The organism is Pseudomonas sp. ICMP22404, assembly GCF_006227205.1.
GTDB lineage: Bacteria > Pseudomonadota > Gammaproteobacteria > Pseudomonadales > Pseudomonadaceae > Aquipseudomonas.
The window spans coordinates 493,318-519,498 of record NZ_VCNG01000003.1 but is presented as its reverse complement, the minus strand read 5'-3'; the positions used below and the strand labels follow the sequence as shown (position 1 = coordinate 519,498).

Sequence of the window (26,181 nt, the reverse complement as noted above, 5' to 3'; positions counted from 1 at the left end):
GTTGCGAAAAATCCTGCTGACCATCGTCGTGCTCGCGGTCGTGGCGATCCTGCTGACGTTTCGCCGTGGCGCCGAGCCGGTCGCGGCCGCCCCCAGCATCAGCAGCCTGAGCGTGGAGGTGGTCCAGGTCCGCCCCCAGCTCTGGCCGCAACTGTTGTTCGCCAACGGTGCACTGGCACCCTGGCAGGAGGCCGTCATTAATGCCGAGACCAGTGGTCTGCGTATCGCCAGCCTCGATGCCGATGTAGGCAGCCGGGTAAAGAAGGGTCAATTGCTGGCGACGCTGGCCTCTGACACGGTGCTTGCCGAGGAAAGCAAGCAGAAGGCATTGGTCGCTCAGGCGGCGGCGAACCTGGAACAGGCCCGGTCCAATGACCGACGTGCCCGGGTCGTCGGCCAGGGCGGCGCCTTGTCGGAGCAGCAGCGCGAAGACTATCGCATCAAGGTAGCGTTGGCCGAGGCTGATCTGGCCGGAGCCCGGGCGGAATTGCAGAGCACCCGGATCAGGCTCCGGCAGACCCGCATCGTGGCAGTGGACGACGGAATCATCTCCGCGCGCACCGCGCTGCTCGGCAAAGTGTTGTCCGCCGGCGACGAGCTGTTTCGCCTGGTACGCGACGGTCGCATCGAATGGCAGGCCGAGCTGGACGCCCGCCAGTTGGCCCAGGTCCAGGCCGGTCAGGTTGCCCGACTGACGTTGCCTGGCGGGCAGAGCCTGGAAGGGCAGGTACGGTTGGTGTCGCCCACCTTGAGTACCAAGACCAGTCGCGCCCTGGTGTATATTTCCCTGCCCACCGGCAGCCCCGCCCAGGCCGGCATGTACGCCAGCGGCCAGATCGAACTGGCGCCCCGCGAAGCCCTCACGGTGCCGGACACGGCGGTGATCCTGCGTGATGGCCGCTCTTATGTGTTCACCCTCAACGACGACATGCATGTGGTCCAGCGACCGGTGGTGGTGGGCAGGCGAATGCACGAGGCGGTGGAGATACTCAGTGGCCTGGATGATCAGGCAGCCCGTATCGTGCGCGCCGGTGGCGCCTTCCTCAATGACGGCGCGAGTGTGACCCTCGTGCAATCCCAGGTCGCTCAGCCATGAATATCTCAGCCTTGTCGATCCGTTATCCGGTCCCGGCGGTGATGCTGTTCATTCTGCTTACGCTCTTCGGTCTGTTGGGCTTTGGCAAGCTAGCCATCCAGGACTTTCCGGACATGGACCTGCCGGTGGTGGTGGTCAGTGCCTCGTTGGAGGGGGCGGCCCCCGAACAGCTGGAAACCGAGGTGGCGCGCAAGATCGAGGACAAGCTCACGTCCTTGCGCCTGCTCAAGCATGTGACGACCGTGATCACCGACGGGGCCGTCAGCATCAGCGTCAGTTTCGACATCGACAAGGACGGCAACGAGGCGCTCAACGAAGTGCGCAACGCGGTCGACAGCGCCATGCCGCAGTTGCCGGCCAGCCTGGATACGCCTTCGGTGTCGCGGCTGACCACCAGTGCGTCGCCGCTGCTGACCTATGTCATCGCCTCCGACGCCCTGGATGAGGAAGCGCTGTCGTGGTTTGTCGATAATGAGCTGAGCAAACAGCTGCTGTCGGTGCCGGGCGTGGCCTTGATTTCACGTATCGGCGGGGTTGATCGGGAGGTCCAGGTCAATCTCGATCCAGCCTTGATGGCCGGGTTGGGCATTCGTGTCGCGGACGTCGCTGCGCAGCTGAGGGCGATGCAGAAGGACAATTCCGGTGGCCAGGGTAATCTGGGCAGCGGCCAGCAGGCCGTGCGCACCCTGGGGGCCATCGATGATCCGGCTGTCCTCGGCACCATCGATATTCCCAGCGGCGATGGGCGTCTGCTGGCATTGAACCAACTGGCGGACATTCGCGACACCCACGCCGAGCGCAGCAGCCGGGCTTTTCGCGATGGCAAGCCGGTGATCGGTTTTCAGATCACCCGGTCACTGGGGTTCTCCGATATCGGTGTGGCCAACGACGTGCGCAAGCGCATGACCGAGTTTGTGCAGCAGCATCCCAATGTGCGCATCGACGAGGCCAGCGATACGGTCAAGGCCGTGCTCGCCAACTACCACGACTCGATGAACCTGTTGTACGAAGGCATGCTGCTGGCGGTGCTGGTGGTCTGGTGGTTCCTGCGGGACTGGCGCGCCACGCTGATCGTCGCCACCGCGTTGCCGTTGTCGATCATCCCCACCTTTGGCGTGATGTACTTGGCCGGGTTCACGCTCAATGCCGTCTCCCTGCTGGCCCTGGCGCTGGTCATCGGCGTGTTGGTGGACGATGCCATCGTCGAAATCGAGAACATTGCCCGGCACCTGCGCATGGGCAAGACCCCGCTTCAGGCGGCCACCGAAGCTGCGGACGAGATCGGCCTGGCGGTGCTCGCCACGACCGCCACCCTGGTCGCGGTGTTTCTGCCCACAGCCTTCATGGGCGGGGTGGCTGGCAAACTGTTTCGCCAGTTCGGCGTGACCGCCTCGGTGGCGCTGTTGTTTTCGCTGCTGGTGGCCCGGGTCCTGACCCCGATGATGGCGGCCTATTTCCTCAAGGCCAAGACCGATACCGAGCACGACGGCCCGTTGATGACCCGCTACCTGGGCTGGATCCATGCCAGTCTGTCCCGCCGCAAAACCACGATGGTCCTGGCCAGCCTGTTTTTTATCGGAGCCCTCGCACTGGTGCCGTTGTTGCCCACCAGTTTCCTGCCAGCCCAGGACGTCGGTCGCAGCCGGATAACCCTGGAGTTGCCTCCCGGTACGACGCTGGAGCAAACCACCGGGATGGCGTTGCAGGCCAGCGAAAGGCTGAGCGAGATGCCCCAGGTCAAGCATGTGTTCATCTCGGTGGGGACGGCCAGCAATTCGGGGGCCGGGCCGGCAGATATAACCGGCGCCGGCGATGCCATCCTGACGGTGGATCTGGTGGACCGGAACCAGCGCGATCTCAAGCAGGTGCAAGTCGAAGCGCAGATGCGCGAGGTGCTGCGTACATTGCCCGGAGTACGGATCAATGTCGGGGGTGACGGGAGCGGCGAGAAACTCAATATCGTCCTGGCCAGCGACGACGGAGACCTGTTGGAGCGAACGGCAAGTGCGCTGGAACCGCAACTGCGCGAGCTGCACGGGATCGGCAACGTCACCTCCAGCAGCGCCCTGCAACGCCCGGAAATCCAGATGCGCCCGGACTTCGCCCGCGCGGCGGAGTTGGGGATCACCAGCCAGGAGATCGCCGATACCTTGCGCATGGCGACCTACGGCGAATATTCCTCGCAACTGGGGAAAATCAATTTGTCGCAGCGCCAGGTCGATGTGCGGGTACGGATGGATTCGCTGCTGCGCGACGATTTGCAGAGTATCAACCAGCTACGGGTGACCGGCCGTGACGGCCAAGTCGCCCTGTCCTCGCTGGGAGAGATCAGCATGGGCAGTGGGCCGGCGCAGATCAGTCGGCTCGATCGCTTGCGCAATATCACCCTGTCCATCGAACTCAACGGGCGCAACCTGGGTGAAGTCATGGCCGAGGCCAGCCAACTACCGGCGATGCGCAATCTTCCACCCGAGGTAAAAAGGGTGGAGCAGGGCGAGTTGCAACTGATGACTGAGTTGTTCGGGAGCTTCAGCCTGGCCATGGCCATCGGTGTGTTCTGTATCTACTCGGTCCTGGTGTTGCTGTTCCACGATTTCCTGCAGCCGGCCACGATTCTATCGGCGCTGCCGCTCTCCTTGGGCGGCGCTCTGGTGGCGTTGTTGGTATGCAATTTCAGCTTTTCCCTGCCATCGGTCATCGGTTTGCTGATGCTGATGGGGATCGTGACCAAGAACTCCATTCTGTTGGTGGAGTACGCGATCATGGCTCGCCGCGATTATGGCCTGGGTCGATATGACGCGTTGGTGGATGCCTGCCACAAGCGTGCCCGCCCCATCCTGATGACCACCATCGCAATGGGCGCAGGCATGCTGCCCACCGCGCTGGGCATGGGTGAAGACCCCAGCTTCAGGCAGCCGATGGCTGTGGTGGTCATGGGCGGCTTGCTGACTTCGACGCTGTTGAGTCTGTTGGTGGTGCCGGTGATTTTCACTTATGTCGACGATGTGTTGGAGTGGTTGAAACACCGCACGCGCAGGTCAGCGGGCAAGACAGTGGAAGGCGGGAATGCGAGGGTGTAAATCATCCCCCAACACCCGCTCGATTGCAGTGACCGAGCAAAGGTTGGGGGGACGTTTTATACAGCTTGGCGAATAGCGGGGGCACCATTCCACTCGATGCCCGATGGCGTGGCATCCATCGAGTGCATCCAGCGGATGAGCGAGCGGCGTCCACCAATGCCCATTTTTATGGCAGCACGTTTCAGATAACTTTCGACGGTGTTGACTTTCAGGTTGAGTTGTTCCGCCAGTTCCGGGGCAGTGCGACCGGCCAGTAAACCTACACACACTTCGGTTTCACGGGAGGACAAGCTCAATCCGGACAAAGCCAGTCGGTCGGCGAATCTCTGGCGTAGTGCTTCCATCCCGCCGTTTTCCGGACCTTCCAATGGGAGGCAAGCATCCTGTCGGTTGACCTCAGCTGGCACCAGGGCGGCAACATGCTCTTCGACCATGGGCAACAGAAGGGAGGAAAAATCTTTCAGCAGCGCATGTTCCTGTGCAGTAAAGCCGCTGGAGAAAGGTGAGCGGTAGACGGAAAGAACGTAGCGGATGCCGTTTTTTCGGGTGGTCAGGTGCAGTTGGGTGGTGGTGTTGTGACGGGGAAGGCTGTCCGATTGTTCACGATTGAGCAGACAGCGAGAAAAATTGGGGACTTTGTGAGGAGTCGAATCCTCGAAGAAAATATCATCGGCCAGGAAAAAAGGCTTTGCGGTATGAGCATCTATGACAGCGTCGATGCAGGCGCTGTCCATACCAACGCCGCCTATGCTGGAAGTGCTGGGTTCAGAAATATGGCTCGATCCTATCCTTTGCTCGGTAATATGCGTTGCATCGACAGGTATTTCGGTAAGTATCAGATCGTGCAACAAACGAGGAAAGTTGCGGCTTCCAGTACTGGCAATCACTTTGCCAACATGCGGGAATAGTCGTTGTAGGTTCATCCTTTCTCCAATTTCATGCCAGAGTCTTGGTGTTATAGATGCAGCTCAGTATGCATGTGTTTTTTTGCTGGAATGTTTCGGTCGGTGAATGTTTGGTCGATATCAAAGGGTTTATGGGAGGTGTCTGACGAACGGCTGGCCATAAGGAATTGTTCGTGGACGGTGATTGTCTGGATGGCATTCTTTCTGAGCACTTCTGTATAAGTGCCAGGCGTGCATGGCAGGGTGCCGTAGATGATGGTTTCTCCCTTTGAGCCCAACGCAGTGTTGTGCCTGGCAACGGTCCATCCGGAGCGTTTCAGGATTTTTTCCATCATGGTGTCAACGACAATTTCATAGGTGTCTATATTTTGCAGTTGTGCAAACTTTATCATTGACAGGAAAAGTGCCACCGTGCGAACGTCTATGTTGGCCTGGGTGACTTCTCCTGCTGAGGCTTTATCTGCCGAAAGTGCAAATCGGGTGGCTTCCCAACAGTGATTTGAGTGCGGCCTGATGTTGCCTTCGGGGAGAATGAAACTTAGAGCGCCACTCATGAGAGTCGGTTTGTTGGATGGGCGTAAACGTACACAGCCGGTGACACGTTCATGGGTGTGAGTATAAATATAGAATGCGTCAGGATCGTCATATTCATCCCATTCGTAATCGGTGCCCTGATAACTTTCAATGTCCCACTTCTTTCTGTCGATGAAGGCGGTTTTACGAATGGCAAGTATCTGCTGTAGCGTCTGGGGTGGGATTTTTGAGTAGGAAGCGATGCGGGTAGATACGCCGGAAAGATGATGAATACAGGAGGAGTAGTTCATGGATGACGTTTCTTGGTTGTGGGTGAAGCTACTGTTAACTTTGCACTAAATCATTTCAACTGTCCTAAAGTACAGTGTGTGATTTTGTAGAGTGTATAGTCTAATTAGTTGCTGGATAAATGCGATGAATAGTGTTCGGAAAGAGGATGGGAGAGGGTGGTTTAGTATCGTCTAGAGTCCAAAAAAGTACCGGATTGAAATAAGCGCTAGATGTCGTTGAGAGGCAGCAAGGCGGCGGATCCAGGCAGGGAGTGAGTGTCTGTTTTTTTGACGGTAGCCTAAAAGGTCGATAACACACTGATAGCTCTTGGGTCGAAAAATTGACGCCAGGATCAAGGTAAGTAACCAGCTTGTAATAGAGGTGTGGGAGCGTTCTTAAATAGCAGGTCGCAGCCCCTGCTGGATGTTTAAACGACTGTATGAGTAGTAGGTGGAAAGTACAATCGAGTGCTGGCGTGACTTTAGTGTAACTGCTCTAAGTACGGGGAAATTGGTCTGATGTCATACAACTAAAAAGTTGATGTTGTGCGTAGAAGACCTTTCCAAACCTGAAAAAGACGAGCCATCGCGGCTCCTGGCATGGATGACCTTATGTCTTATATCGCGTTTTCACTGATGACTGTCTTGCTGGTTCCAGGACCGACAAATTCATTGCTGCTGCAAACCGGGATAAAGAGAGGGTTGAACGCCCGCTCCATGAGGTTTGTCGTGGCCGAATGGCTGGCTTATGTCATTCAGATGACGATATGGGGGGTGTCCATCGATCTTTTGATGACTGATCATTCCTGGGTGGTCATTGCGACCAAATGCTTTGCAGTGTGCTTTTTGTTTTATATTTCCCTGAAACTGTGGTTTTCGGTAAAGGATCATCTACCTGGCAACTCGGTGGGTATCAATGTGCCTGACCTGTTTGTGGCGACGTTGACCAATCCGAAAGGGCTGTTCTTCGTTTCCTTTGTTGCACCGACTGGAACGTTTCTGTCGCTGAACAACTACCTGCCATTCATGATGCTGTTCACGGCTATTATCTTTCCGGTCGGACTGGTCTGGATCGCGATCGGCGCCTTCTGTGGACGTAAGCTCCACACCATTGTTTCCGGCCGGCTTTTGAGTCGGGCTATTTCGTTGGTGATTGGTTTGTTCGCATGCGGGATGCTTTTCAACATCGCATCACAGGTTTTGTTCGCCTGAGTGTGTGTTCGGTAATGTCGGGCATGGCGTCGGGTCTCGACAAGACCGTCGCCGGTATCGTAGGGGCTATGAGGAAGGGGAGTTAAACGAAGTTAAGCTGCACCGCTTTGATCATTGCTTGTTTGACATTGGTGCAATCCATTTTCTCGGTCATCTGTTTTGCATGAAACTTCACCGTTCGCTCGGTGATGTTCATGATCAAGCCTATCTCCTTGTAGTTTTTCCCCAGTGCGAGCCAGCGCAGGAATTCAATTTCCCTGGGGGATAGTTTCAAGTTGCTTTCACTGGCGATTTCCATGGGCCGATATTGATTGGCGATGACGCTGAGAGTTTTGATGATGAACAGGTTCGAGCGGACGATGGTGGGGAAGTCGGGATCATTCTCTTCTGAAGACAGGTGAAGGGAGCCGAATGCTCGACCGGGTTCATGGATGGGAACGGTGTAACCCTGTTTGATGCCGTAGGAGGCTGACTGGTCGAATATCTCGGGGTTGTTGTCTATTTCCGCCGGTATTTCATTCCAGAAAAAAGGTATAGCGGTGATGGCCGTGTTAGCCATGACCGGATCTGATTTGTAGAGTGAGTTCTTGCGGTAGGTGTCCACCCATTCGGATGGGTAGTTGCTATAGATGGAAACCTTGGAGTTGTTGGACGGTGTGGGCTCCAGATGGACGTAGGCGAACTTATCGATCCCCAGCTTGGAAAATATCCATCCCAGTATCTCGGTGTACTCCTCTTCGCTCACGCCCGAGATGTTGTTCTCCACCTCTTGGATTAAATTGAACAGATGACTTGAAATGGGCTTGAGCATGATGAGCGAGCTCGAAAGTTTGAATGTAGGACTTTGACGTAGCCAGGCTCTATACCTTTAGAGTCGCCAAATGGGAGTGAAAGTTTTCAGAGCCGGCTCAACAACGACACGAACAGGTCGGGGCTTTGCTCAGTGCTACGAAGGCGCTCGGGGCGAGAGGCATCTCCCTGTTCATCAGGGGGATTATCAAGGGGTGGTCATGCTGTTCCAGCACCCCATGATGTTGCTGCTTTGATCGATGAATCGATGTCATTGTGCCTCCTGGCAAGTACGGCCTCACACTATGGGCAGCGAGACCGCTAGTTAAACTATATGTACTGAAACGATTAACTGGGAGGTAGTATAGACAGCTTTTCCGATACAGCCAGTGACATTGAAAAAGCTTTAATTTTCAGGCTGCAATGCCCTTTTCAGGAACCCTGCCGTTCGACTCTGGGCACAGTCGACCACCTGGCCTGGCGTTCCGCAAACCACCATTTTCCCACCCTGGGAACCCGCTCCCGGGCCAATATCGATGACCCAGTCGCTTTGCGCCACCACCCGCATGTCATGCTCCACCACGACCACCGTATGACCGTCATCCACCAGGCGATTCAACTGCACGAGCAGGCGATCCACATCCTGGGGGTGCAGTCCGTTGGTCGGTTCATCCAGTACGTACAACGTAGCCCCTCGGGCTTTGCGCTGCAGTTCCGTTGCCAACTTGATGCGCTGCGCCTCGCCGCCGGACAGCTCCGTGGCCGGTTGGCCCAGGCGCAGGTAGCCTAATCCGATATCCTGCAGGACCTGCAACGCGCGTTTTGGCGCCGCTTGCCCGGCAAATACCTCGAGCGCCTGGTTGACGGTCAATTGCAATACCTGTGCGATGTTCAATCCCTGCCAGTTCACGGTCAGCGTCTGTGGGTTGTAGCGCGCACCTTGGCAGGTCGGGCAGGGTGCATACACGCTGGGCATGAACAGCAACTCGACACTGACAAAGCCTTCACCTTCGCAGGTTTCGCAGCGGCCCTTGGCGACGTTGAAAGAAAACCTTCCGGCATCGAATCCCAGTTCACGGGCCTGCTCCGTCGCGGCAAACAACTTGCGCACGTGGTCGAACAAGCCGGTGTAGGTGGCGAGGTTGGAGCGCGGCGTGCGGCCAATGGGTTTCTGGTCCACCCGGACCAGACGCTTGATGGCGTCGAGTCCGGCGGTGACACGTCCGCCGCTGGCTTGTTCGGGTTCGTCTTCCAGGCTTGCCTCATCCGGTTCGGCGTCGTGGCTGGCCAGGCCCAGGTGGGTGCCTACCAGGTCCAGCAGGGCTTGGCTGACCAGACTGGATTTACCAGAGCCGGAAATGCCGGTCACGGCGGTGAAGCAACCGAGGGGAAACGCTGCGCTCAGGTTATCGAGATTGTTGCGGGTGATGCCCTCCAGGCGCAACCAGTCGTCCGGCGCTCGAGGACTGCGCGAGACATGAGTCTTTTCGGCAAAGAGATAAGCGCGGGTTCGCGACTCGGGTACTTGGGCAAGCCCACCAGGCGGGCCGCTGTAGAGAATCTTGCCACCCTGTTCACCCGCATCCGGGCCCACGTCGACCAGCCAGTCGGCGCGGCGCATGGTGTCCAGGTCGTGTTCGACCACGAACACGGAATTGCCAGCGGCCTTGAGACGTTGCAGGGCGTCGAACAGCGCCTCGCTGTCGGCAGGGTGCAGGCCGGCGGAAGGCTCGTCCAGCACATAGATTACCCCGAACAGCTGGGAGTTGAGCTGGGTTGCCAGGCGCAGGCGTTGCAGCTCGCCGGAAGACAGCGTCGGGGTGCTGCGCTCCAGGGCCAGGTAGCCCAGGCCGAGGTCGATCAGGGTGACGATCCGCTCCAGCAATTCGGCGGCAATGCGTTGCGCGGCCAAGCGTTTTTCCAGGGACAGATTGGGCGTATGGCGCGCGTCCGGCCCGCCTGCGTGGGGGCTTTCGCCCCTGGCAGCCCGTTGCTCGCGAGCCTCTCGGGTTTGCCGGTGCGTGAGGACGTCGGTCGATTCTTCGGGTTGCTCCAGATAATCCGCAGCCGTTACACCCTTGAGCACATCGGCCAGTTCCAACAGGGAGAGGTGCGACAGCTCGGCAATGTCCAGGCCGGCGAACGTGACGGTCAGTGCCTGGCGCTTGAGGCGTTTGCCGGCGCATTCGGGGCAGGCACTGGCGCGCATGTATTGCGCCACGCGTTTGCGCATCTGGGCACTTTGCGAGTGCATGAAGGTATGCAGCAGGTAGCGCCGGGCGCCACTGAAAGTGCCCTGGTAACTGGGTTCGAGTTTGCGTTTGAGGGCGGCGCGGGTCTGGGCCGGCGTAAGCCCGGCGTATACCGGGACAGTGGGAGTCTCTTCGGTGAAGAGGATCCAGTCGCGCTGCTTTTTCGGCAGGTCGCGCCATGGGATATCGACGTCGTAGCCCAGGGTCACCAGGATATCCCGCAGGTTCTGCCCCTGCCAGGCCATCGGCCAGGCTGCGACTGCGCGCTCGCGGATGGTCAACGAAGGGTCCGGTACCATGGACTCCTCGGTCACTTCGTAGACTCGCCCCAGGCCATGGCATTGCGGGCATGCGCCCTGTGGCGTATTGGGCGAGAAGTCCTCGGCATAGAGCATCGGCTGGTCGGCCGGATAGCTGCCCGCCCGGGAGTACAGCATGCGAATCAGGCTCGACAAGGTGGTGACGCTGCCCACCGAGGATCGCGCACTGGGCGTACCGCGTTGCTGCTGCAAAGCCACCGCCGGCGGCAGCCCCTCGATGCTGCCCACGTCCGGCACACCCACCTGGTCGATCAGACGCCGCGCATACGGCGCGACGGATTCGAAGTAGCGACGCTGGGCCTCCGCGTAAAGCGTCGAGAAGGCCAGCGACGACTTGCCCGAGCCCGACACGCCGGTAAACACCACCAGGGCATCGCGCGGGATATCGACATCAATGTTCTTGAGATTGTGTTCGCGCGCGCCACGCACCCGGACGAAACCGCTGTACTCGAGTGGTGGGGCAGAGCTATCCAGGCTGGCGCGTGGGGGCATCGGGTGTTCCTTGTGGTTCAGTGCGACCTTAACCCGTCAAGGTGGCGCGGCGAAACTGCATCGCTCGACGAGTGCAAAATGCAATCTGAGTCACAGCGATGAAAATCATGCGACAGGCTTCAGCGGTTTTCGTGCGATAAAAATTTACTAGCACTGAGAGAAATGCGAAAAGCTTCTCAGTTTTCCCATGGATATGGACTTCTCATGCCTCGATCGAAACGCCTCATTACGCTGTTTGTCGCGCTGCTGGGCGTTGCCGGGCTGTGGTACATGTGGATACTCGCCAGCGCCAAGCTGGAATGGGCTGGTGCCAGCCCGGACCGGCAACAGCTCGGCGCGGTGAAGGATACCCGACTGCGGGCGATGACCCAGTACTGCACGGGCGTCGCCGTGACCGGGCAAAGCACCTGGCTGGTCGGGCGCCTGGACGGTGACGCCAACCAGTTGAAACCCGGCGCCGAGGTGGTGAACCTGGACGCTGTGGTCTATGGCAGACCGAAAGCGCCAGAGCCGGGAGGGTATTACGCCAATCTCATCGTCCGTGAAGAAGAAACCTCCTTCATTTCACGCCTGGATGCCCAGGGGCAGTTCCAACTGGTGGCTCACGTCAGCGGCGCGGCTTGCCTGGTCGCCAGTCCGGACGGCGCCAGTGTATTCCTGCTGACCGGCCTGGACCGGCCTGAAGGTGCCAACGCCGACGACGTCAGCCAGACCGTGGTCTTGCGCAGCGACGATCAGGGCAAGCACTGGACCTGGTTGAGCAAAGGCTGGTTTGCCGGCGCCGACTCGTTGGCCTGGAACCTGAAGCCGTATTTTCACGGCGCGGATGAAGTCTGGGCCTGGGGCCGGCCGGCTACTGCGGATGACTTCGGCGGCGAGACGACCCCGGGTGTCGTTCCCACCGGGGTCTTCTATTCTGCCGATCGTGGCATGAGCAGCACACCGATCGTGGCGTCCGAGTCGTTGCTGGTGTCCGCTGAGTCAGTGCACGAAAAACACCCCGGCATCACTGAATGGCGCACCGACCTGGGCGAGCAAGGGGAAGTACGAACCAACGTCCTGCAGTTGGATGACCGGCATGCGTTCATCTGGGTCTCCCAGCGCTTCTGGGCCAGCAACCCCGACGGCGTCAGCAACAACCTTGCGTTCAACCTGACTACCCGTGCCCGTTTGCAGCGTGAAGCGGGGGAGTGGCGGGTAGTGGAGGTACAGCGTGAGAACAATCTGTTTGTCAGCATGCTGATCCAGAACGACAGCGGACGGGTCATCGGACTGATCGACCAAGGCAACGGTGGCCGCGACGTTATCGCCGAACTGGACACCGGCGCGCTGACTTGGCGCACCTTGAGCGAGTTGCCCAGCCCGTTTGCCCCCCTGGCCTCGGAGAGCCGGGTGCGCGAGGAGCATTTCTGGGTTGGGCAAAACAGCCTGCTGATCAACACCACCAGCGCACACCACCCGCCGCGCTGGCTCTACTGGTGGTCGGACGCGACCATTTCGGCCGACGGGGTGTTCTACTCCAACGACTGGGGCCAGTCCTGGAAACGCCTGGCCATTGATGGCTACCTGGGCATCGTCGGGTTTCAGCCGGCACAGGACCGGGTGATCTGGGGCAAAGGCAATTGGTTCGACAATCATGATGGTGGGCTTTGTTCCTATGGGTTGCACTGAATGATTGTCTGATTTGCGTTGTCTGGCCTGGTGCTTCGCGAGCAGGCTCGCTCCCACAGTGGATTTGCGGTGAATGCACTATTGATGCCGGGCGCCGGACCTGTGGGAGCGAGCCTGCTCGCGATGGCGGTGGCACATTCCGCAGGGATGCAGACTGGACCGACGCCTTCGCGGGCAAGCCCGATCCCACAGTGGATTTGCGGTGAATGCAGCATTGACGCCGGGCGCTGGACTTGTGGGAGCTGGGCTTGCCCGCGATAGCGGTGGCAGGGTCAATATGGGGTCAGGCTGAGGTCGGGGGCCATCCTTAACGAATGACCGCTGTTCAGTGGGATGTACCCTCGACAAACTCGATCTTGTTGCCGACGTTGTACTTACCCGAAGGCTTGTTCATGGGCAGGCGCTTGATTTCCTCGAGCGTATTGCTGTCATACACGATCAGCGCACCGTCGGTGTCCCAGATGCTCAGCAGCAGATAACGGCCGTCACGGGTGAACTCGACATGGGCGGCGGTCTTGCCGGGCATGGGACGCAGGGTGTGGGCGATTTCCAGGGTCTGTTTGTCGATCAGGTGGATGGCATCGTTGCCCTGGGCGAAGAACACGTCGGTCCAGGCGTAGCGGGAATTGGCATGGCTGCGCAGGAAGAAGCCCGGCCCCAAAGTCGGTATCTGCTTGATGACTTTCCAGGTATCGAGGTCGATCACCGACACCAGTCCCTTGCTGATGTTGGGCGTCGCGAACAGCCAGCGCCCGTCGCGTTTCCAATAGGTGCCCGAGCCCAGATGAGGCATCCCCGGCAAGGCGATGTCGGTCACCACGCGGCCGCTGTCCAGGTCGATCACCTGTCCGCCCTGGGCCTGGCGGGAGGTGGCGAGTAACTGGCGATAGTCGGGCGAGAAGGAGAAATCATCCAGTTGGTCCTGTACCTCGATACGCCTCGGCACGAAGTCCGGCTTCGGACCGGTGGACAGCTCCCAGACTTCCTTCACATCCTTCAAGGCGACAATGAAACTGTTGCGCGGCGGAGCGGTGTAGACCGCGCTGACCCGCGAGGCCTTGCCATCGCGGCCCACCGTCTCGATCATCTTCACCAACGACAGGTCCCGGGCATCCAGCACCGCGAGATTACCGGGCAGGTAATTGCCCACCAGCACCCAGCGCCCGTCCTTGCTCACCGCCAGGTTGCGGGTATTGAGCCCGGCGCGCACCTCGGCGATCAACTTTAGGTTGTGCAGGTCATACAGGCTGATCCAGCCGTCCCGGGAGGCTAGATAGACGAAGCGCCCGTCAGGGGAGAACTTCGGCCCGCCGTGCACGGCAAAGTGCGAGGCGAAGCGGGCCAGCACCTCGAAGCGATCGCCATCGACGATGTCGACATGATGGTCACCGGCTTCCACCACCACGAACAGGTTCAACGGGTCGGCGTTGTGCTGGGGTTTATCGGGCAGGCTGGCGACATCCGCCAGCACTCGGTGGCTTTGGCGGATGTCGTCTTCGCTCCAGGTCGGCTCGACGGCGAGCGAGCGCTGGAGATATAGCGTCAGGCCGTCGATCCGCGCAGGCTCGAGCACCGCGCCGAACGCTGCCATCTGGCTGGCCGGGCGACCCTTTTCGATTACCTGGCGGATTTCGTCGGGTTTGATCCGGCTCAGGCTCTGGGGCAACAGCGCGGGCCCGGCGCCGCCGATGCGATTGGCGCCATGGCACTGTTGGCAGTGCTGCTGGTAATCGCGCTCGGCCTGTTCCAGGTCCGGCCCGCCGGTCACGTTGGCATGGGCTGCGCCGACCCACATCAACGGCATCACCCACCAGCACCTCATGGCGCTACCTTCGACAGTTGAGGCCGGGTGGGTAGGGGCAGCAGGCGCGCCGGATGATGCAGCGGTTGGTGGGCGAACAGCCCGACCACCTGGCCGATCACCGTCAGGGTCGGCAGGCCTTCGGCGCAACTTCTTGCCAACTCCGGCAGTTGCGCGAGGGTGCCGCGCAGCACTTGCTGGTCGGGGTGGGTGCCGTTGCTGACCAGTGCCGCCGGGGTGTCTGCTGCCAGGCCGGCCTCCATCAACCGCGCGGCAATGGTGCCCAGGTTCGACAGCCCCATGTAGAACACCAGGGTCTGGCTGGCCTCCGCCAGGCTTTGCCACGGCAGGCCCAGGTCGCCTTCGCGTTGCAGGTGGCCGGTGATGAAGCGACAGGAGTTGACCAGGTCGCGATGGGTCAACGGGATGCCGGCGTAGGCACTGCAACCGGACGCGGCGGTGATGCCGGGTACCACTTGGCAATCGATGCCACGGGCCAGCAGGTACTCCAGCTCCTCGGCGCCACGGCCGAAAATGAACGGATCGCCACCCTTGAGCCGGACCACCCGTTGACCCTGGTCGGCGAGATCGGCGAGCAGTTCGTTGATCTGCGGTTGGGGCAGGCTGTGGCAGCCAGCCGCCTTGCCGACATAATGCCGGGCGCACGGCAGGGGGATCAGGCCGAGCAATTGCGGGCTGATCAGGCGGTCATAGACCACCGCATCGGCCTGCATCAACAGGCTCCAGGCACGCAGCGTCAACAGGCCAGGGTCACCGGGGCCGGCGCCAACCAGAGCGACTTCGCCCGGTCTGAAAGGGGATTGTAGCGCCGCGGGTAGAACGAGGGGGACGGGCATGAGGTTTCCTTGGTTCGGACTCAAATTATCGGGTGCAAGGCATCGCCACGCTGGGAATCGCATCCAGGCCAATTTCCTTGTCGCTGAGATGGCAACCGGGATCCTGGCCCCACAGGTCGCCATCGGCCCAGGCCCGGGTACGGGTGTTGCCGTTGCAGATGGCCAGCCAGCGGCATTGTCCGCAGCGACCGCCGACAGCTCGCGGATGCTCGCGCAGTTTCAGCAGCAGCGCGTCGGGGCGGTCCAGCCAGAGGGCCTTGAACGGCGTCTGGCGGACATTGCCCACGGAGTGCTGCCACCAGTAGGTGTCGGGGTGGACCTCGCCGGTGTTGTCGATATTGGCGATACCGCTGCCCGAAGCGTTACCGCCCCAGGCCCGCAGCATCCGCTCCAGTTCGCCATAACGATGGGGCTGACGGCGGGCGACCCATTGCAGGAGCAGGATTGCATCGGCGTCGTTGTTGCCGCTGACGAAATCACTCTCGCGCCCCTGTTCGATGTCGCGCCAGGCCCGCTCGAAGATCATCGTCATGGCCTCGCGACTCATCTGTTGATGGGCATCGAGCTTGCGGCTGCGCTTGCCCCGGCCGCTGTAGTTGAGGTGCGACAGATAGAACTTCTGCACGTCGTATTCATTCATCAGGTCCAGGAGCCGGGGCAGTTGGGCATGGTTCTGCTGGGTCAGGGTAGTGCGCAACCCGACCCGGATCCCTCGCTCACGGCAGAGCCGGATGGCGGCCATGGAGCGGGCGAAACTGCCCTTGAGCTGGCGGAAGGCATCGTGGGTCGCTTCCAGGCCATCGATGCTGATGCCGACGTAGTCGAAGTTCGCGGCGCGGATCTGCTCGATGTTGCTCGGGTCGATCAGCGTGCCGTTGGTGGACAGGGCGAGGAAGAAGCCTTTGTCGCGGGCATGGGCGCTGAGCTGGAACAGGTCTTCGCGCAACAGCGGTTCGCCGCCGGAGAGGATCAGTACGCGCACACCGGCGTCATGCAGGTCGTCGATGACCTTGAGCGCGGCAGCAGTGTCCAGCTCGTCACGAAACACGCTGTCGGCCGAGGTGGCGTAGCAGTGCTTGCAGGTCAGGTTGCAGCGCCTGAGCAGGTTCCAGATCACTACCGGCGCCCGGCTGCTGCCCGCGGGGGCGGTGCGTGGAGCGGGGCACTGGCCGGCCAGGGCGCGCAGATAATGGCTGATCCTCAACATGGTCGCTCCTTCCGATACACGATTCTCGATCTATGTGCTCAGTGCACAAACCTGTAGGAGCAAAGCTTGCTCGCGATAGAGGTGGAACAGCCAATAGCGGTCGACTGACTTGCCCCAATCGCGAGCAAGCTTTGCTCCTACAGGTCCTGGTTTAACTGACAGGCATCAGGCGCAGGCCGGTTTTCTTCAGGATGCGGCTGCTCACCAGCATGTCGTCGGCGGCACAGGCATCTCCCAGCAGGTAGCGCAGATGGTCGCGGTAACTGTCGATTTCCGCGCGGCTGCGGCCGTGGACCATCGCGAACAGGTTGTAGCGCCAGCCAGGCCTGCGCGGGCGCCGGTAGCAGTGGCTGACGAAGGGCTGCGCGCCCAGCAACGAACCGAGGCGCGGCATGTCGGCGTCGGCGACGTCCCAGACGGTCATGCCGTTGTGGCGATAGCCCAGGCGGTAGTGGTTGGGAACGGCGGCGATGCGGCGGATGGCACCTTCGGCTTGCAGACGTTTGAGTAGGTCGAGGGTGGATTCCACACTCAGCTCCAGTTGCTCCGCGAGCCAGGCCCACGGGTCTTCCAGCAGTGGCAAGCCTTCCTGGGTCAGTTCGACCAGGCGCCGCGCCAGAGATGTTTCATTCAACCGCGGTGGCGCTTGCAGCGATGGTTCAGACGGGGAAATACAGGCCGACATGGTAAGTCTCCTCCTTGGGCAGGTTCAGTGGCACCAGGCCGGTCAGGCGCTCGATGCGCAGCAGGCTTTCGCTGATGGCCTGTTCGCTGGCGCAGGCCAGCACGAACCACATGTTCAGGTGATGCTCGCGGCGATAGTTGTGGGCCACCTCGGGCATCGCCGCGAGCCGCTCGGTAACGGCTTCGAAGCGGGCTTCGGGCACTGCCAGCGCTGCCAGGGTGAACGCGCCGCCCAGGCGATCTACATCGAACATCGGGCCGAAACGGGTGAGCACGCCGTCGTTGAGCAGTTCGTGCAGCCGGTCGAGCAGTTCGTCGCTGCTGCTGCCCAGCTCTAGGGCCAGTGCCTGCCAGGGTTGGCGCACCAGCGGCAGGCCCAACTGCAGGCGGTTGATCAGGCGGCGGTCGAGGTCATCCATCGATACGGGTTCCTGCCGGTGGGGTGAAGCGACCGCCGCACTGCTTGAACAGGTGGGTGCTGAACAGTAGTTGGTGAGGCAGATCGTCCAGCAGATGCTCGGCCAGCAATGCCTGGACCTGGGCCTCGACCCGGTCTCGCTGGCGGCCATGGATCATGCAAAACAGGTTGTACTGCCACTGGGGCAGCCGCCGTGGCCGCTGGTAGCACAGGTTGATGCCCGGGGCCTTGCCGAGGCGGCGACCGACTTCATCGACCAAGGCGTCCGGCACGTCCAGCACCAGCATGGCGTTGGCGGCAAAACCCAGGGCGCGGTGGTTGACCACCAGGCCGACCCGGCGGAACAGGCCTTGTCCCTGCCATTGCCCTATCCGGTCGAGCACCTGTTGTTCGTCGGCGTCGACCTGTTCGGCCAGGGCCTGGAAGGGGCGCGGCGTCAGCGGCAGGCCGCTCTCCAGAAGACGGCGCAGGGCCAACGACTGGTGTTCGCTCAAAGGCTGGTTCATGAGGAGGCCTCCAGGGCAAAGCCCAGGTTGATGCGGTAGGCGGTGAGCATGGGCAGGTCCAGCGGTATCAGGCCGGTGTCGTGCTCCAGTTCCCGGAGAATGTTGTCCAGATGAGCGCGGTCGGGACCGGTGAGGACGAACCACAGGTTGTAGCGATGCTCCCGCGCATAGTTGTGGTTGACCTCGGGATACTGGCTGACGCGGGCGGCCACCTGTTGCAAGCGGTCCTCGGGCACGGCCAGGGCCGCCAGGGTGCTGGTACCGGCCCGGGTGTGTTCGAACACCGGGCCGACCCGGTACAGGGTGCCGGCTACTTGCAGGTGTTGCAGGCAGTCAAGGACCTGGGCTTCGCTGCAGCCGAGGGCGTCGGCCATCACCCGATAGGGTTCGGCGCATAACGGCATGCCATGCTGGAAACGGTCGATCAGGCGACGGGCCAGTGAGTTCTCCGTCATGGTCAATACCCCGGTTTATGCGCGCGGCTGCTAAAGAAAATGCCGCTGGGACTGAGGGCGGGCAGGGTCGCCAGGCGTTCGAGCCGGTAGGGGTCCCAGACCTGTACGTCGTTGCCATCCCGAGCCGACAGCCATAGCTGGTCGCCGCGAGCGGTGAATTCCATGTGCAACACTGCAGGCCCCGGCCGCAGATCAGCCACGATGGCGTGGGTCTGAGTGTCGATGACCTGGACCCGGTCGTTGTCCGGATAGGCGAAGTTGACCCACAACTGCCGTCCGTCCGGGCGCACCGTGACAAACACCGGCTGACCGGCCACGGCGATGGCGTCGGTCTGCTGCCAGTCGCGGGCATTCATCACCAGCACCTGGTGATGCCCGACGGCGGGCACGAAAGCCTGTCCGTCGGCCATGGCCCAGCCTTCCAGATGGGGCATCTTGTAAACCGGGAGCCGCGCCTGACCGCGCCCGTAATGCCCCAGCACGCGCTTCACGCCGCGTTCCGGATGCCACAGGTCGAGCTGCGCCATGCCGTCCTCGCCGAACAAACCCGCCATGTAATAGCGGCCCTCAGGGGTGATCAACGCGTCATAAGGCTGCTGGCCAATTGCGGTAAAACGCTCGATGCGTGGTACCTGGCCCTGGCTGAAGTCGGCCGTCCAGATTTCGCCCGTGTCGAACAGGCTGAACACGAAGCGCTGTCCCGGTGCGTCCACCAGGCCGACCACCCGGGAACGTTTGCTGCCGTCCGGCAAGGGTGTGGCCGGGATGTCGGCGACCTGTTCCAGAGTCCGGGCGTCGAACACCTTGACGCCGCCGGGTTCGTAGTTGGAGACAGCAATCAGCTTGCCGTCCTGGCTGATCGCGCCGCCTATGCTGTTGCCGCCCTGGAGGATGCGCCGTTCGATCCGCATGGTCAGCAGGTCGACCTTGCTCAAGCCGCCGTCACGACCGAACACGTAGGCATAGCGCTGGTCACGGGAAAACACCACTGAAGCATGGGAGAGGTCGCCCAGCCCTTCGACACGACCGAGCACGGTGCGGCCGTCGCTTTCGATGACCTGCATGCTGCCGCTGGCGCGTTCCACCACCACACCGAGGTCACCGGTGCCGCGCAGCGGTGCCTGGGCGCAGGCCGACAGCAACAGCACAGCGGCTGTATAGGACAGGAGGGAACGGATCATGGGTCGGTTTTTCCTTGCAGGAGCCGGTCCACCAGCCAGCGGATGTCGTCAGGCCCGAGCAGCGGTGCCCAGCCGGGCATGGCACTGCCGGGGCGACCTTGGGTGACGGTGGCGACGAGGCTGTCGCGGGATTTTCCGGCCAGGGCGGCCTGGGTCAGGGGCGGGCCGAGGCCGCCGGTCAGGTACAGGCCGTGGCAGGCGCCACAGTCCTGGTCCAGCAGGTGTTGCAATTGGGCCTGGCGCTGAGGCCCGGGGGCGGCAAGCGCGCAGGCAGAAAAGGTCAGGAGCAGTGTCATCATCCAGGTTGCAGCGCTGTGTCGTTCCATGACGTCCTCCTGAATTGAAAGGGTGCGAGCAACAACGATTATCTGTGGCTAGGGGGGGGATCTGTGGCTAAGGGATTGATTTGTGGCGAGGGGATAAATCCCCTCGCCACAGGTCCACTTGCTACAAATCCCTCGCTACAAAGTGTCTCTCGCAGGGTTACTTAAGGCTCAACACCCACGCCGCGAGGATCTTGGCTTCCTCTTCAGTCACCGGGTTGGCCGGCATCGGCATGGGTCCCCAGTTACCTTGCGTGCCTTCCTTGATGTGCTTGGCGAGCACGTCCTGTGCCCCGGGGACGCTGGCGTTTTTTGCCGCGACGTCCTTGAGGGCCGGGCCGACCACCTTGGTGTCGATGGAGTGACAGGCCGAGCAGGGTTTGCTCTTGAACAGTGTCGGGCCATCCTCAGCCAGCGCCGGTTGCAGGCTGGAGAGGGCGGTCAGTGCCAGCGCGACCAGAATAGGTTTCATGGTTTTTCCTCTTATTGATGGAGCTCAATAGATGTCATGTTGGGTGTTGTAGACGTTGAATTTCCCGGTCGGGGTGATCAGGCGCTTGTCCTTGATCACGTCCTTGACCTTGAGGGTCTTGTCGTCGATCACCACCAGTGCCGACTCGTCCTCCTGGCCGCTCCAGACCGAAAACCAGACCTCGTCGCCGGCCTTGTTGTATTCCGGTTGCACCACGCGCAGGGCGCCTTTCTTGATGCCCGCGTACTCGGCAATCGGCAGCACGGTGTAGCCGGCGTCGAGCTTGTCGATGTCGAACACCGCCACCGACTGGCTGAGCTTGGCGTCGGGGCTCAAGGTGGTGTCGACATACAGGTGACGGGACTGGGGATGGGTCTTGATGAATAGCGAACCGCCGCCCTGGCCCTGCAGCGAGCCGACCTGTTTCCAGGCATATTGAGGGTGCTTGAGCGGGTCGGTCCCGATCATCGAAACCCCGGCATCGCCCAGGTGACTGGTGGCCCAGACCGGCCCGTACAGCGGATGATTGAAGTTGGCGCCGCGCCCCGGATGCGGGGTCTTGCCGACGTCCACCAAGGCGGTGAGCTTGCGCTCCTTGGAGTCGATCACCGCCACCTTGTTGGAGTTGTTGGCCGCCGTCATGAAGTAGCGATGGCTGCTGTCCCAACCGCCGTCATGGAGGAATGGCGCGGCGTCGATGCTGGTGATGGTGAGGTTCTTGATGTCCTGGTAATTGACCAGCATCACCTTGCCGGTTTCCTTGACGTTGACGATGAACTCCGGCCATTCGTGAGAGGCGATGATGGCCGCCACACGCGGCTCGGGATGGTATTGCTGGGTGTCGACGGTCATGCCTCGGGTCGAGACGATCTGCTTCGGCTCCAGGGTCTCGCCGTCCATGATGGTGAACTGCGGCGGCCAGTAGGAGCCGGCGATGGTGTACTTGTCTTCGTAACCCTTGAACTTGGAGGTTTCCACCGAGCGGGCCTCAATGCCCACCTTGATTTCCGCGACCTTGGTCGGCTCTTTCGGCCACAGGTCGATCATGTCGATCTTGGCGTCCCGGCCGATCACCAGCAGGTAGCGTCCCGAGGCGGAGATGCGGGAAATATGCACCGCGTAGCCGGTGTCGATCAGCTTGACGATTTTCTTGGTGTCGCCATCGATCAAGGCGATCTTGCCGTCATCGCGCAGGGTGACGGAAAACAGGTTCTGCAGGTTGAGGCTGTTGAGCTGCCGGGTCGGCCGATCCTCAGGCTTGACCAGCACTTTCCAGGTCTTGAGGGTTTCCGCCATGCCCCATTCCGGTGGCGTCGGCGGGGTGTGCTGGATGAACTTGGCCATCACCGTGATCTGGTCTTTGGTCAGCGCATTGGAGGTGCCCCAGTTCGGCATGCCGGCGGCCGAGCCGTAGGTGATCAGCGCTTCCAGGTAGGCCTGGCCACGTGCCTGGGTGATGTCCGGGGTCAGCGGTTTGCCGGTGGCGCCCTTGCGCAGGACGCCATGGCAGCCGGCGCAGCGCTGGAAGTAGATTTCCTTGGCCGCGTCGAAGTCGGCCTGGCTCAGATCCGGCGCGCCTTCGGTCTTGACCATGCGCGGTTGGTCCGGGGCGGCGGATTGGTCGGCGAAGGCGTGGGGCGCCACCAGCGCCGTACACAGCGCCGTGACCCTCAAGACCCACGATTTTTTGTGGCTGATCAGCATTCCATTTCTCCTCAGGCATGACCCGCGCTGCGCTGTAATGGATGTTCGGCGCGCAGGTTCCGGGTGCGATGCAAGGCTATTCCCTGGTCGCTGATTACTCGCTTGACGTCGATCAAGTTTGCCCGCCGAGCGCCTTGCCAGGTTGTCGCAGGGCCCCGTAGCGTGAGCGGCAATCGTATTGTTCGCGCAGGACACGCCATGAACCTGAGTCTGCTCTCACCCCATCCGGACGAACCCTTCTATCAACCCCAGGACAACGAACAGGCACTGTTCGAACAGGCCTGGCAGCACGGCATGCCGGTGCTGATCAAGGGGCCGACGGGCTGCGGTAAGACCCGTTTTGTCCAGCACATGGCCCACCGCCTGAAACTGCCGCTGTACACCGTGGCTTGCCACGATGACCTGAGCGCCGCCGACCTGGTGGGCCGCCACCTGATCGGCGCCCAGGGCACCTGGTGGCAGGACGGGCCGCTGACCCGGGCGGTGCGCGAGGGCGGCATCTGTTATCTGGACGAGGTGGTCGAGGCACGGCAAGACACCGCAGTGGTGTTGCACCCGCTGGCCGACGACCGTCGGCAGTTGTACCTGGAGCGCACCGGCGAAGTGCTCCAGGCACCTCGATCCTTCATGCTGGTGGTGTCTTACAACCCGGGCTATCAGAACCTGCTCAAGGGCATGAAGCCCAGCACGCGCCAGCGTTTCGTGGCGATGCGTTTCGGCTATCCGTCCGTGGCGGATGAAGAACGTATCGTCGCCCGTGAGGCGGGCGTGAACCTGGAGCTGGCCGCCCAGGTGGTACGCTTGGGCCAGGCTTTACGCAGGCTCGATCAGCATGACCTGGAAGAAGTGGCCTCGACCCGCCTGTTGATTTTCGCCGCGCGGATGATCGGCGCCGGCATGAATCCGCGCCAGGCCTGCCTGGCCTGTCTGGCCGAGCCGTTGAGTGATGATCCGCAGACCGTCGCCGCCTTGATGGATGTGGTCGATGTCCACTTCGGCTGAAACCACTGTTATGCCCCGGCGTCTGCCGGGGGATCTGGCGATGTGGTTCTTCATTCTCGCCGAGCTCTCGGTGTTCGCGCTGCTGATGTTGGCGTTTGCCGTCGCCCAGGCGTTGTATCCGCAAATCTTCAGCGAAGGCCGGCAATTGTTGGATCGCTCCACGGGGCTGGCGATGACGCTGAGCCTGCTGACCGCCGGGCTGTTCGCCGCGCTGGCCTTGGAGCAGATCAAGCTGGATCGGCCGCGCCGGAGTGCTCTGCTCCTGTGCGTGGCGTTGCTGTTTGCATCAGGCTATGTGGGTATCAAGCTCAGCGAATATGCCCATCTCTCGGCCAGTGGCCTGGGCCTTGAGCACAATACCTTCTTCACCTTGTACTGGATCCTTACCGCGTTCCATTTCCTCCACGTACTGCTGGGCATGATGATCCTCGGCTGGTTGGCCGAGGTCTGTCGGCGACGGCGCTATGGTGCCCGGCAGTACAGCGGCCTGGAGTCCGGCGTGTTGTACTGGCACATGGTGGACCTGGTGTGGGTGCTGCTGTTTCCACTGGTCTACATCCTGGATTGAGCCGAGGCGCTCGTGTCGAATTCCCTTGTTCTGATTCTTTGCTGGACGGCATTGGCCGTGCTGAGCGGCGGTACCGTCGCCCTGGGCCAGTTCGCCGGTTCCGCTGTCGTCTCCGTTGCCCTGCTCAGCGTGGCGGTCACCAAGGCCTGGCTGATCGCCGACGGCTTCATGGAGCTGCGCCATGCGCCGCGATTGTGGCGGTGGTTGGTGTTGAGTTGGGCGGTGGTGTTGGCGACCGTTATAGGGATCGTCATCTCATTCACGAGCTGATCGTTCCCACGCTCTGCGTGGGAATGCATCCCGTGACGCTCTGCGTCACCTTCCAAAAGCGGAACGCGGAGCGTCCCTGACGGCGTTCCCACGCAGGAGTGTGGGAACGATCAAAACGATTAAGCTCATCTACCCGGAACAACCCACTAAAACCATCGGAGATTCTTGATCGCCATCAAGCGGTTCCAGGCCCCTCGCTTCCTAGAATGAACACGCCAAGCAATGAGGAAGTGACCATGTCAGATACCTTCACCAAAGGCATGGCCAGGAATATTTATTTCGGGGGAAGCGTGTTCTTTTTCCTGATATTCCTGGCCCTGACCTACCACACGGAACAGACCTTTCCGGAGCGCAGCAACCAGGCGCAATTGACTGAATCGGTGATACGCGGCAAGGGCGTCTGGGAGCGCAACAACTGCATCGGCTGCCACACGCTGCTGGGCGAGGGCGCGTACTTCGCGCCGGAGCTGGGCAACGTGGTCAACCGCCGCGGCGGCGAGGAAGCCTTCAAGCCGTTCCTGCAGGCCTGGATGAAAATGCAACCCCTGGGGGTACCCGGGCGCCGGGCCATGCCGCAGTTCCACCTGAGCGAGCAGGAGGTCGACGACATCGCCGAGTTCCTCAAGTGGAGTTCGAAGATCAATACCAATGGCTGGCCGCCAAACAAGGAGGGCTGAGAGATGAGCATGGCTAATCCGCATCTGAAATTCGCCTCGCAGGCCGTCGCCAAACCCTACTTCGTGTTTGCCCTGATGCTGTTCCTGGGGCAGGTGCTGTTCGGTTTGATCATGGGGCTGCAATACGTGGTCGGCGACTTCCTGTTCCCGCTGATTCCTTTCAACGTGGCCCGCATGGTCCACACCAACCTGCTGATCGTCTGGCTGCTGTTCGGCTTTATGGGCGCGGCCTACTACCTGATACCGGAGGAGGCCGACCGCGAGCTGCACAGCCCGATGCTGGCGCGGGTGCTGTTCTGGGTGTTCGCCGCGGCCGGGGTGCTGACCATCCTGGGTTACCTGTCGGTGCCTTACGCCACCTTGGCCAGGATCACCGGCAACGACCTGCTGCCGACCATGGGCCGCGAGTTCCTGGAGCAGCCGACCATCACCAAGATGGGCATCGTGGTGGTGTGCCTGGGCTTTCTCTACAACATCGGCATGACCCTGCTCAAAGGGCGCAAGACCACCGTCAGCATGGTGATGATGACTGGCCTGATCGGCCTGGCGGTGTTCTTCCTGTTCTCCTTCTACAACCCGGAGAACCTGGCCCGCGACAAATTCTACTGGTGGTGGGTGGTGCACCTGTGGGTCGAAGGCGTCTGGGAGCTGATCATGGGCGCGATGCTTGCCTTCGTGCTGATCAAGGTCACCGGCGTGGACCGGGAAGTGGTGGAGAAATGGCTCTACGTGATCATCGCCATGGCCTTGATCACCGGGATCATCGGCACCGGTCACCACTTCTTCTGGATCGGCGCGCCGGAGGTTTGGCTGTGGGTGGGTTCGATCTTCTCGGCAATGGAGCCGCTGCCGTTCCTGGCGATGGTGATCTTCGCGTTCAGCATGGTAAGAAACCGTCGCCGGCAGCACCCGAACCGCGCCGCGACCTTGTGGGCCAAAGGCACCACGGTCACCGCGTTCTTCGGCGCGGGGGTATGGGGTTTTCTGCACACCCTGGCACCGGTCAACTACTACACCCACGGTTCGCAGCTGACGGCGGCCCACGGCCACCTGGCCTTCTACGGAGCCTACGCGATGATCGTAATGACGTTGATCAGCTACGCCATGCCTCGTTTGCGCGGTCTGGGCGAGGCGGCGGACGAGCGCTCCCAGCGCCTGGAAATCTGGGGCTTCTGGCTGATGACCTTGTCGATGGTGATGATCACCTTGTTCCTCACTGCGGCCGGTATTGTCCAGGTGTGGTTGCAACGCTGGGCGGCGGACGGCAGTGCCCTGCCATTCATGGCCACGACCGACCACTTGCGTCCGCTGTTCTGGGCACGGCTGGTCAGCGGGGTTGGCTTCCTGCTGGGGTTGCTCTGCTATCTGTTGAGCTTCAGGCAGCGCGGGCGTGCGGCTCAACGCATTCCGGCAGCGGTGGTGTCTTCGTGAGTGAT

Annotated in this window: 24 protein-coding genes; 9 read left to right on the top strand and 15 right to left on the bottom strand. The window is 61.2% G+C overall.

Translation table 11 applies throughout. The features are described 5' to 3' along the window. The first annotated feature begins 1 nt into the window (after position 1). Both FGE05_RS08220 and FGE05_RS08215 read left to right on the top strand, forming a co-directional pair. Positions 2-1,096 (top strand): efflux RND transporter periplasmic adaptor subunit, encoded by a 1,095-nt coding sequence (locus FGE05_RS08220; protein WP_373682439.1) that lies wholly within the window; start codon positions 2-4, stop codon positions 1,094-1,096. Next, the gene (locus FGE05_RS08215; protein WP_139643618.1) at positions 1,093-4,176 is read left to right on the top strand and encodes an efflux RND transporter permease subunit; all 3,084 of its coding nucleotides are present in this window, start codon (positions 1,093-1,095) and stop codon (positions 4,174-4,176) included. Before FGE05_RS08220 ends, FGE05_RS08215 begins: the two co-directional genes overlap by 4 nt. 56 nt (positions 4,177-4,232) lie before the next feature. Here the strand turns inward: FGE05_RS08215 and FGE05_RS08210 are convergent, their stop codons facing one another. Together FGE05_RS08210 and FGE05_RS08205 are read right to left on the bottom strand one after the other, a co-directional pair. Further along, the gene (locus tag FGE05_RS08210; RefSeq protein WP_139643615.1) at positions 4,233-5,099 is read right to left on the bottom strand and encodes a helix-turn-helix transcriptional regulator; all 867 of its coding nucleotides are present in this window, start codon (positions 5,097-5,099) and stop codon (positions 4,233-4,235) included. 32 nt (positions 5,100-5,131) lie between these two features. Further along, complete coding sequence (locus tag FGE05_RS08205; RefSeq protein ID WP_139643611.1) at positions 5,132-5,905, bottom strand: acyl-homoserine-lactone synthase; 774 nt, start codon at positions 5,903-5,905, stop codon at positions 5,132-5,134. A gap of 591 nt (positions 5,906-6,496) precedes the next feature. On the opposite strand from FGE05_RS08205, the gene FGE05_RS08200 reads away from it, so the two are divergent. Next, positions 6,497-7,096 carry a LysE family translocator gene (locus FGE05_RS08200; RefSeq protein WP_139643608.1) on the top strand — a complete coding sequence of 200 codons (600 nt, stop codon included), beginning with the start codon at positions 6,497-6,499 and terminating at the stop codon, positions 7,094-7,096. 82 nt (positions 7,097-7,178) lie between these two features. On the opposite strand, the gene FGE05_RS08195 is transcribed toward FGE05_RS08200, so the two are convergent. Together FGE05_RS08195 and FGE05_RS08190 are read right to left on the bottom strand one after the other, a co-directional pair. Then, positions 7,179-7,907 carry a LuxR family transcriptional regulator gene (locus tag FGE05_RS08195; RefSeq protein ID WP_139643606.1) on the bottom strand — a complete coding sequence of 243 codons (729 nt, stop codon included), beginning with the start codon at positions 7,905-7,907 and terminating at the stop codon, positions 7,179-7,181. A gap of 384 nt (positions 7,908-8,291) precedes the next feature. Continuing rightward, complete coding sequence (locus FGE05_RS08190) at positions 8,292-10,949, bottom strand: excinuclease ABC subunit UvrA (RefSeq protein WP_139643603.1); 2,658 nt, start codon at positions 10,947-10,949, stop codon at positions 8,292-8,294. Between the two features lie 204 nt (positions 10,950-11,153). Between FGE05_RS08190 and FGE05_RS08185 the strand changes: the two genes are divergently transcribed. Beyond that, the gene (locus FGE05_RS08185) at positions 11,154-12,620 is read left to right on the top strand and encodes a hypothetical protein (RefSeq protein ID WP_139643600.1); all 1,467 of its coding nucleotides are present in this window, start codon (positions 11,154-11,156) and stop codon (positions 12,618-12,620) included. A gap of 325 nt (positions 12,621-12,945) precedes the next feature. Here FGE05_RS08185 and FGE05_RS08175 read toward each other — a convergent pair whose 3' ends face one another. From FGE05_RS08175 to nirS, 11 genes are all read right to left on the bottom strand, one after another. After that, positions 12,946-14,442, bottom strand: coding sequence for a nitrite reductase (locus FGE05_RS08175; RefSeq protein ID WP_139643594.1), 1,497 nt, complete (start codon positions 14,440-14,442; stop codon positions 12,946-12,948). Beyond that, positions 14,439-15,278 carry a uroporphyrinogen-III C-methyltransferase gene (gene cobA, locus FGE05_RS08170; protein WP_139643591.1) on the bottom strand — a complete coding sequence of 280 codons (840 nt, stop codon included), beginning with the start codon at positions 15,276-15,278 and terminating at the stop codon, positions 14,439-14,441. Before cobA ends, FGE05_RS08175 begins: the two co-directional genes overlap by 4 nt. Before the next feature lie 25 nt (positions 15,279-15,303). After that, positions 15,304-16,485: a heme d1 biosynthesis radical SAM protein NirJ gene (gene nirJ, locus FGE05_RS08165; protein ID WP_139643589.1), complete on the bottom strand. Its 1,182-nt coding sequence runs from the start codon at positions 16,483-16,485 to the stop codon at positions 15,304-15,306. Between the two features lie 151 nt (positions 16,486-16,636). Further along, a complete protein-coding gene (locus FGE05_RS08160) occupies positions 16,637-17,170 on the bottom strand; it encodes an Lrp/AsnC family transcriptional regulator (RefSeq protein WP_139643586.1) in 534 nt (177 codons plus the stop codon). Next, positions 17,145-17,588 carry an Lrp/AsnC family transcriptional regulator gene (locus FGE05_RS08155; protein ID WP_139643583.1) on the bottom strand — a complete coding sequence of 148 codons (444 nt, stop codon included), beginning with the start codon at positions 17,586-17,588 and terminating at the stop codon, positions 17,145-17,147. Before FGE05_RS08155 ends, FGE05_RS08160 begins: the two co-directional genes overlap by 26 nt. Further along, the gene (locus tag FGE05_RS08150; RefSeq protein WP_139643581.1) at positions 17,581-18,093 is read right to left on the bottom strand and encodes an Lrp/AsnC family transcriptional regulator; all 513 of its coding nucleotides are present in this window, start codon (positions 18,091-18,093) and stop codon (positions 17,581-17,583) included. Before FGE05_RS08150 ends, FGE05_RS08155 begins: the two co-directional genes overlap by 8 nt. Then, positions 18,090-18,548, bottom strand: coding sequence for an Lrp/AsnC family transcriptional regulator (locus FGE05_RS08145; protein WP_139643579.1), 459 nt, complete (start codon positions 18,546-18,548; stop codon positions 18,090-18,092). The genes FGE05_RS08150 and FGE05_RS08145 overlap by 4 nt, the downstream gene beginning before the upstream one ends. 2 nt (positions 18,549-18,550) lie before the next feature. Then, positions 18,551-19,729 (bottom strand): cytochrome D1 domain-containing protein, encoded by a 1,179-nt coding sequence (locus tag FGE05_RS08140; protein ID WP_139643576.1) that lies wholly within the window; start codon positions 19,727-19,729, stop codon positions 18,551-18,553. Next, positions 19,726-20,055 (bottom strand): cytochrome c, encoded by a 330-nt coding sequence (locus tag FGE05_RS08135; protein ID WP_139643573.1) that lies wholly within the window; start codon positions 20,053-20,055, stop codon positions 19,726-19,728. The genes FGE05_RS08140 and FGE05_RS08135 overlap by 4 nt, the downstream gene beginning before the upstream one ends. Positions 20,056-20,212: 157 nt before the next feature. Beyond that, positions 20,213-20,524: a c-type cytochrome gene (locus FGE05_RS08130; RefSeq protein WP_139643571.1), complete on the bottom strand. Its 312-nt coding sequence runs from the start codon at positions 20,522-20,524 to the stop codon at positions 20,213-20,215. 24 nt (positions 20,525-20,548) lie between these two features. Then, a complete protein-coding gene (gene nirS, locus FGE05_RS08125; protein ID WP_249776355.1) occupies positions 20,549-22,117 on the bottom strand; it encodes a nitrite reductase in 1,569 nt (522 codons plus the stop codon). Between the two features lie 309 nt (positions 22,118-22,426). Here nirS and FGE05_RS08120 point away from each other — a divergent pair, with 309 nt between their 5' ends. The 5 genes from FGE05_RS08120 to FGE05_RS08100 all read left to right on the top strand — a co-directional run bounded on the left by FGE05_RS08120 (position 22,427) and on the right by FGE05_RS08100 (position 26,176). Next, complete coding sequence (locus tag FGE05_RS08120) at positions 22,427-23,230, top strand: CbbQ/NirQ/NorQ/GpvN family protein (RefSeq protein WP_139643565.1); 804 nt, start codon at positions 22,427-22,429, stop codon at positions 23,228-23,230. After that, positions 23,214-23,798 (top strand): cytochrome c oxidase subunit 3 family protein, encoded by a 585-nt coding sequence (locus tag FGE05_RS08115; protein WP_139643562.1) that lies wholly within the window; start codon positions 23,214-23,216, stop codon positions 23,796-23,798. Before FGE05_RS08120 ends, FGE05_RS08115 begins: the two co-directional genes overlap by 17 nt. A 12-nt stretch (positions 23,799-23,810) precedes the next feature. Next, positions 23,811-24,068 carry a cytochrome C oxidase subunit IV family protein gene (locus FGE05_RS08110; RefSeq protein ID WP_139643559.1) on the top strand — a complete coding sequence of 86 codons (258 nt, stop codon included), beginning with the start codon at positions 23,811-23,813 and terminating at the stop codon, positions 24,066-24,068. A 236-nt stretch (positions 24,069-24,304) separates the two neighbouring features. Beyond that, positions 24,305-24,745, top strand: a complete 441-nt coding sequence (locus FGE05_RS08105; RefSeq protein WP_024779141.1) for a cytochrome c — start codon at positions 24,305-24,307, stop codon at positions 24,743-24,745. 3 nt (positions 24,746-24,748) lie between these two features. Then, positions 24,749-26,176, top strand: coding sequence for a cbb3-type cytochrome c oxidase subunit I (locus tag FGE05_RS08100; protein ID WP_139643557.1), 1,428 nt, complete (start codon positions 24,749-24,751; stop codon positions 26,174-26,176). The last annotated feature ends 5 nt before the right edge of the window (positions 26,177-26,181 follow it).

Coding starts and splice junctions, on each gene's coding strand:
- nirS (WP_249776355.1), bottom strand. CDS start 22,117: ATGGTCAAGACCGAAGGCGCGCCGGATCTGAGCCAGGCCGACTTCGAC.
- FGE05_RS08195 (WP_139643606.1), bottom strand. CDS start 7,907: ATGCTCAAGCCCATTTCAAGTCATCTGTTCAATTTAATCCAAGAGGTG.
- FGE05_RS08175 (WP_139643594.1), bottom strand. CDS start 14,442: ATGAGGTGCTGGTGGGTGATGCCGTTGATGTGGGTCGGCGCAGCCCAT.
- nirJ (WP_139643589.1), bottom strand. CDS start 16,485: ATGTTGAGGATCAGCCATTATCTGCGCGCCCTGGCCGGCCAGTGCCCC.
- FGE05_RS08115 (WP_139643562.1), top strand. CDS start 23,214: ATGTCCACTTCGGCTGAAACCACTGTTATGCCCCGGCGTCTGCCGGGG.
- FGE05_RS08215 (WP_139643618.1), top strand. CDS start 1,093: ATGAATATCTCAGCCTTGTCGATCCGTTATCCGGTCCCGGCGGTGATG.
- FGE05_RS08120 (WP_139643565.1), top strand. CDS start 22,427: ATGAACCTGAGTCTGCTCTCACCCCATCCGGACGAACCCTTCTATCAA.
- FGE05_RS08150 (WP_139643581.1), bottom strand. CDS start 18,093: ATGAACCAGCCTTTGAGCGAACACCAGTCGTTGGCCCTGCGCCGTCTT.
- FGE05_RS08205 (WP_139643611.1), bottom strand. CDS start 5,905: ATGAACTACTCCTCCTGTATTCATCATCTTTCCGGCGTATCTACCCGC.
- FGE05_RS08160 (WP_139643586.1), bottom strand. CDS start 17,170: ATGTCGGCCTGTATTTCCCCGTCTGAACCATCGCTGCAAGCGCCACCG.
- FGE05_RS08190 (WP_139643603.1), bottom strand. CDS start 10,949: ATGCCCCCACGCGCCAGCCTGGATAGCTCTGCCCCACCACTCGAGTAC.
- FGE05_RS08200 (WP_139643608.1), top strand. CDS start 6,497: ATGTCTTATATCGCGTTTTCACTGATGACTGTCTTGCTGGTTCCAGGA.
- FGE05_RS08210 (WP_139643615.1), bottom strand. CDS start 5,099: ATGAACCTACAACGACTATTCCCGCATGTTGGCAAAGTGATTGCCAGT.
- FGE05_RS08145 (WP_139643579.1), bottom strand. CDS start 18,548: ATGACGGAGAACTCACTGGCCCGTCGCCTGATCGACCGTTTCCAGCAT.
- FGE05_RS08135 (WP_139643573.1), bottom strand. CDS start 20,055: ATGGAACGACACAGCGCTGCAACCTGGATGATGACACTGCTCCTGACC.
- FGE05_RS08155 (WP_139643583.1), bottom strand. CDS start 17,588: ATGGATGACCTCGACCGCCGCCTGATCAACCGCCTGCAGTTGGGCCTG.
- FGE05_RS08140 (WP_139643576.1), bottom strand. CDS start 19,729: ATGATCCGTTCCCTCCTGTCCTATACAGCCGCTGTGCTGTTGCTGTCG.
- FGE05_RS08130 (WP_139643571.1), bottom strand. CDS start 20,524: ATGAAACCTATTCTGGTCGCGCTGGCACTGACCGCCCTCTCCAGCCTG.
- FGE05_RS08105 (WP_024779141.1), top strand. CDS start 24,305: ATGTCAGATACCTTCACCAAAGGCATGGCCAGGAATATTTATTTCGGG.
- cobA (WP_139643591.1), bottom strand. CDS start 15,278: ATGCCCGTCCCCCTCGTTCTACCCGCGGCGCTACAATCCCCTTTCAGA.
- FGE05_RS08100 (WP_139643557.1), top strand. CDS start 24,749: ATGAGCATGGCTAATCCGCATCTGAAATTCGCCTCGCAGGCCGTCGCC.
- FGE05_RS08185 (WP_139643600.1), top strand. CDS start 11,154: ATGCCTCGATCGAAACGCCTCATTACGCTGTTTGTCGCGCTGCTGGGC.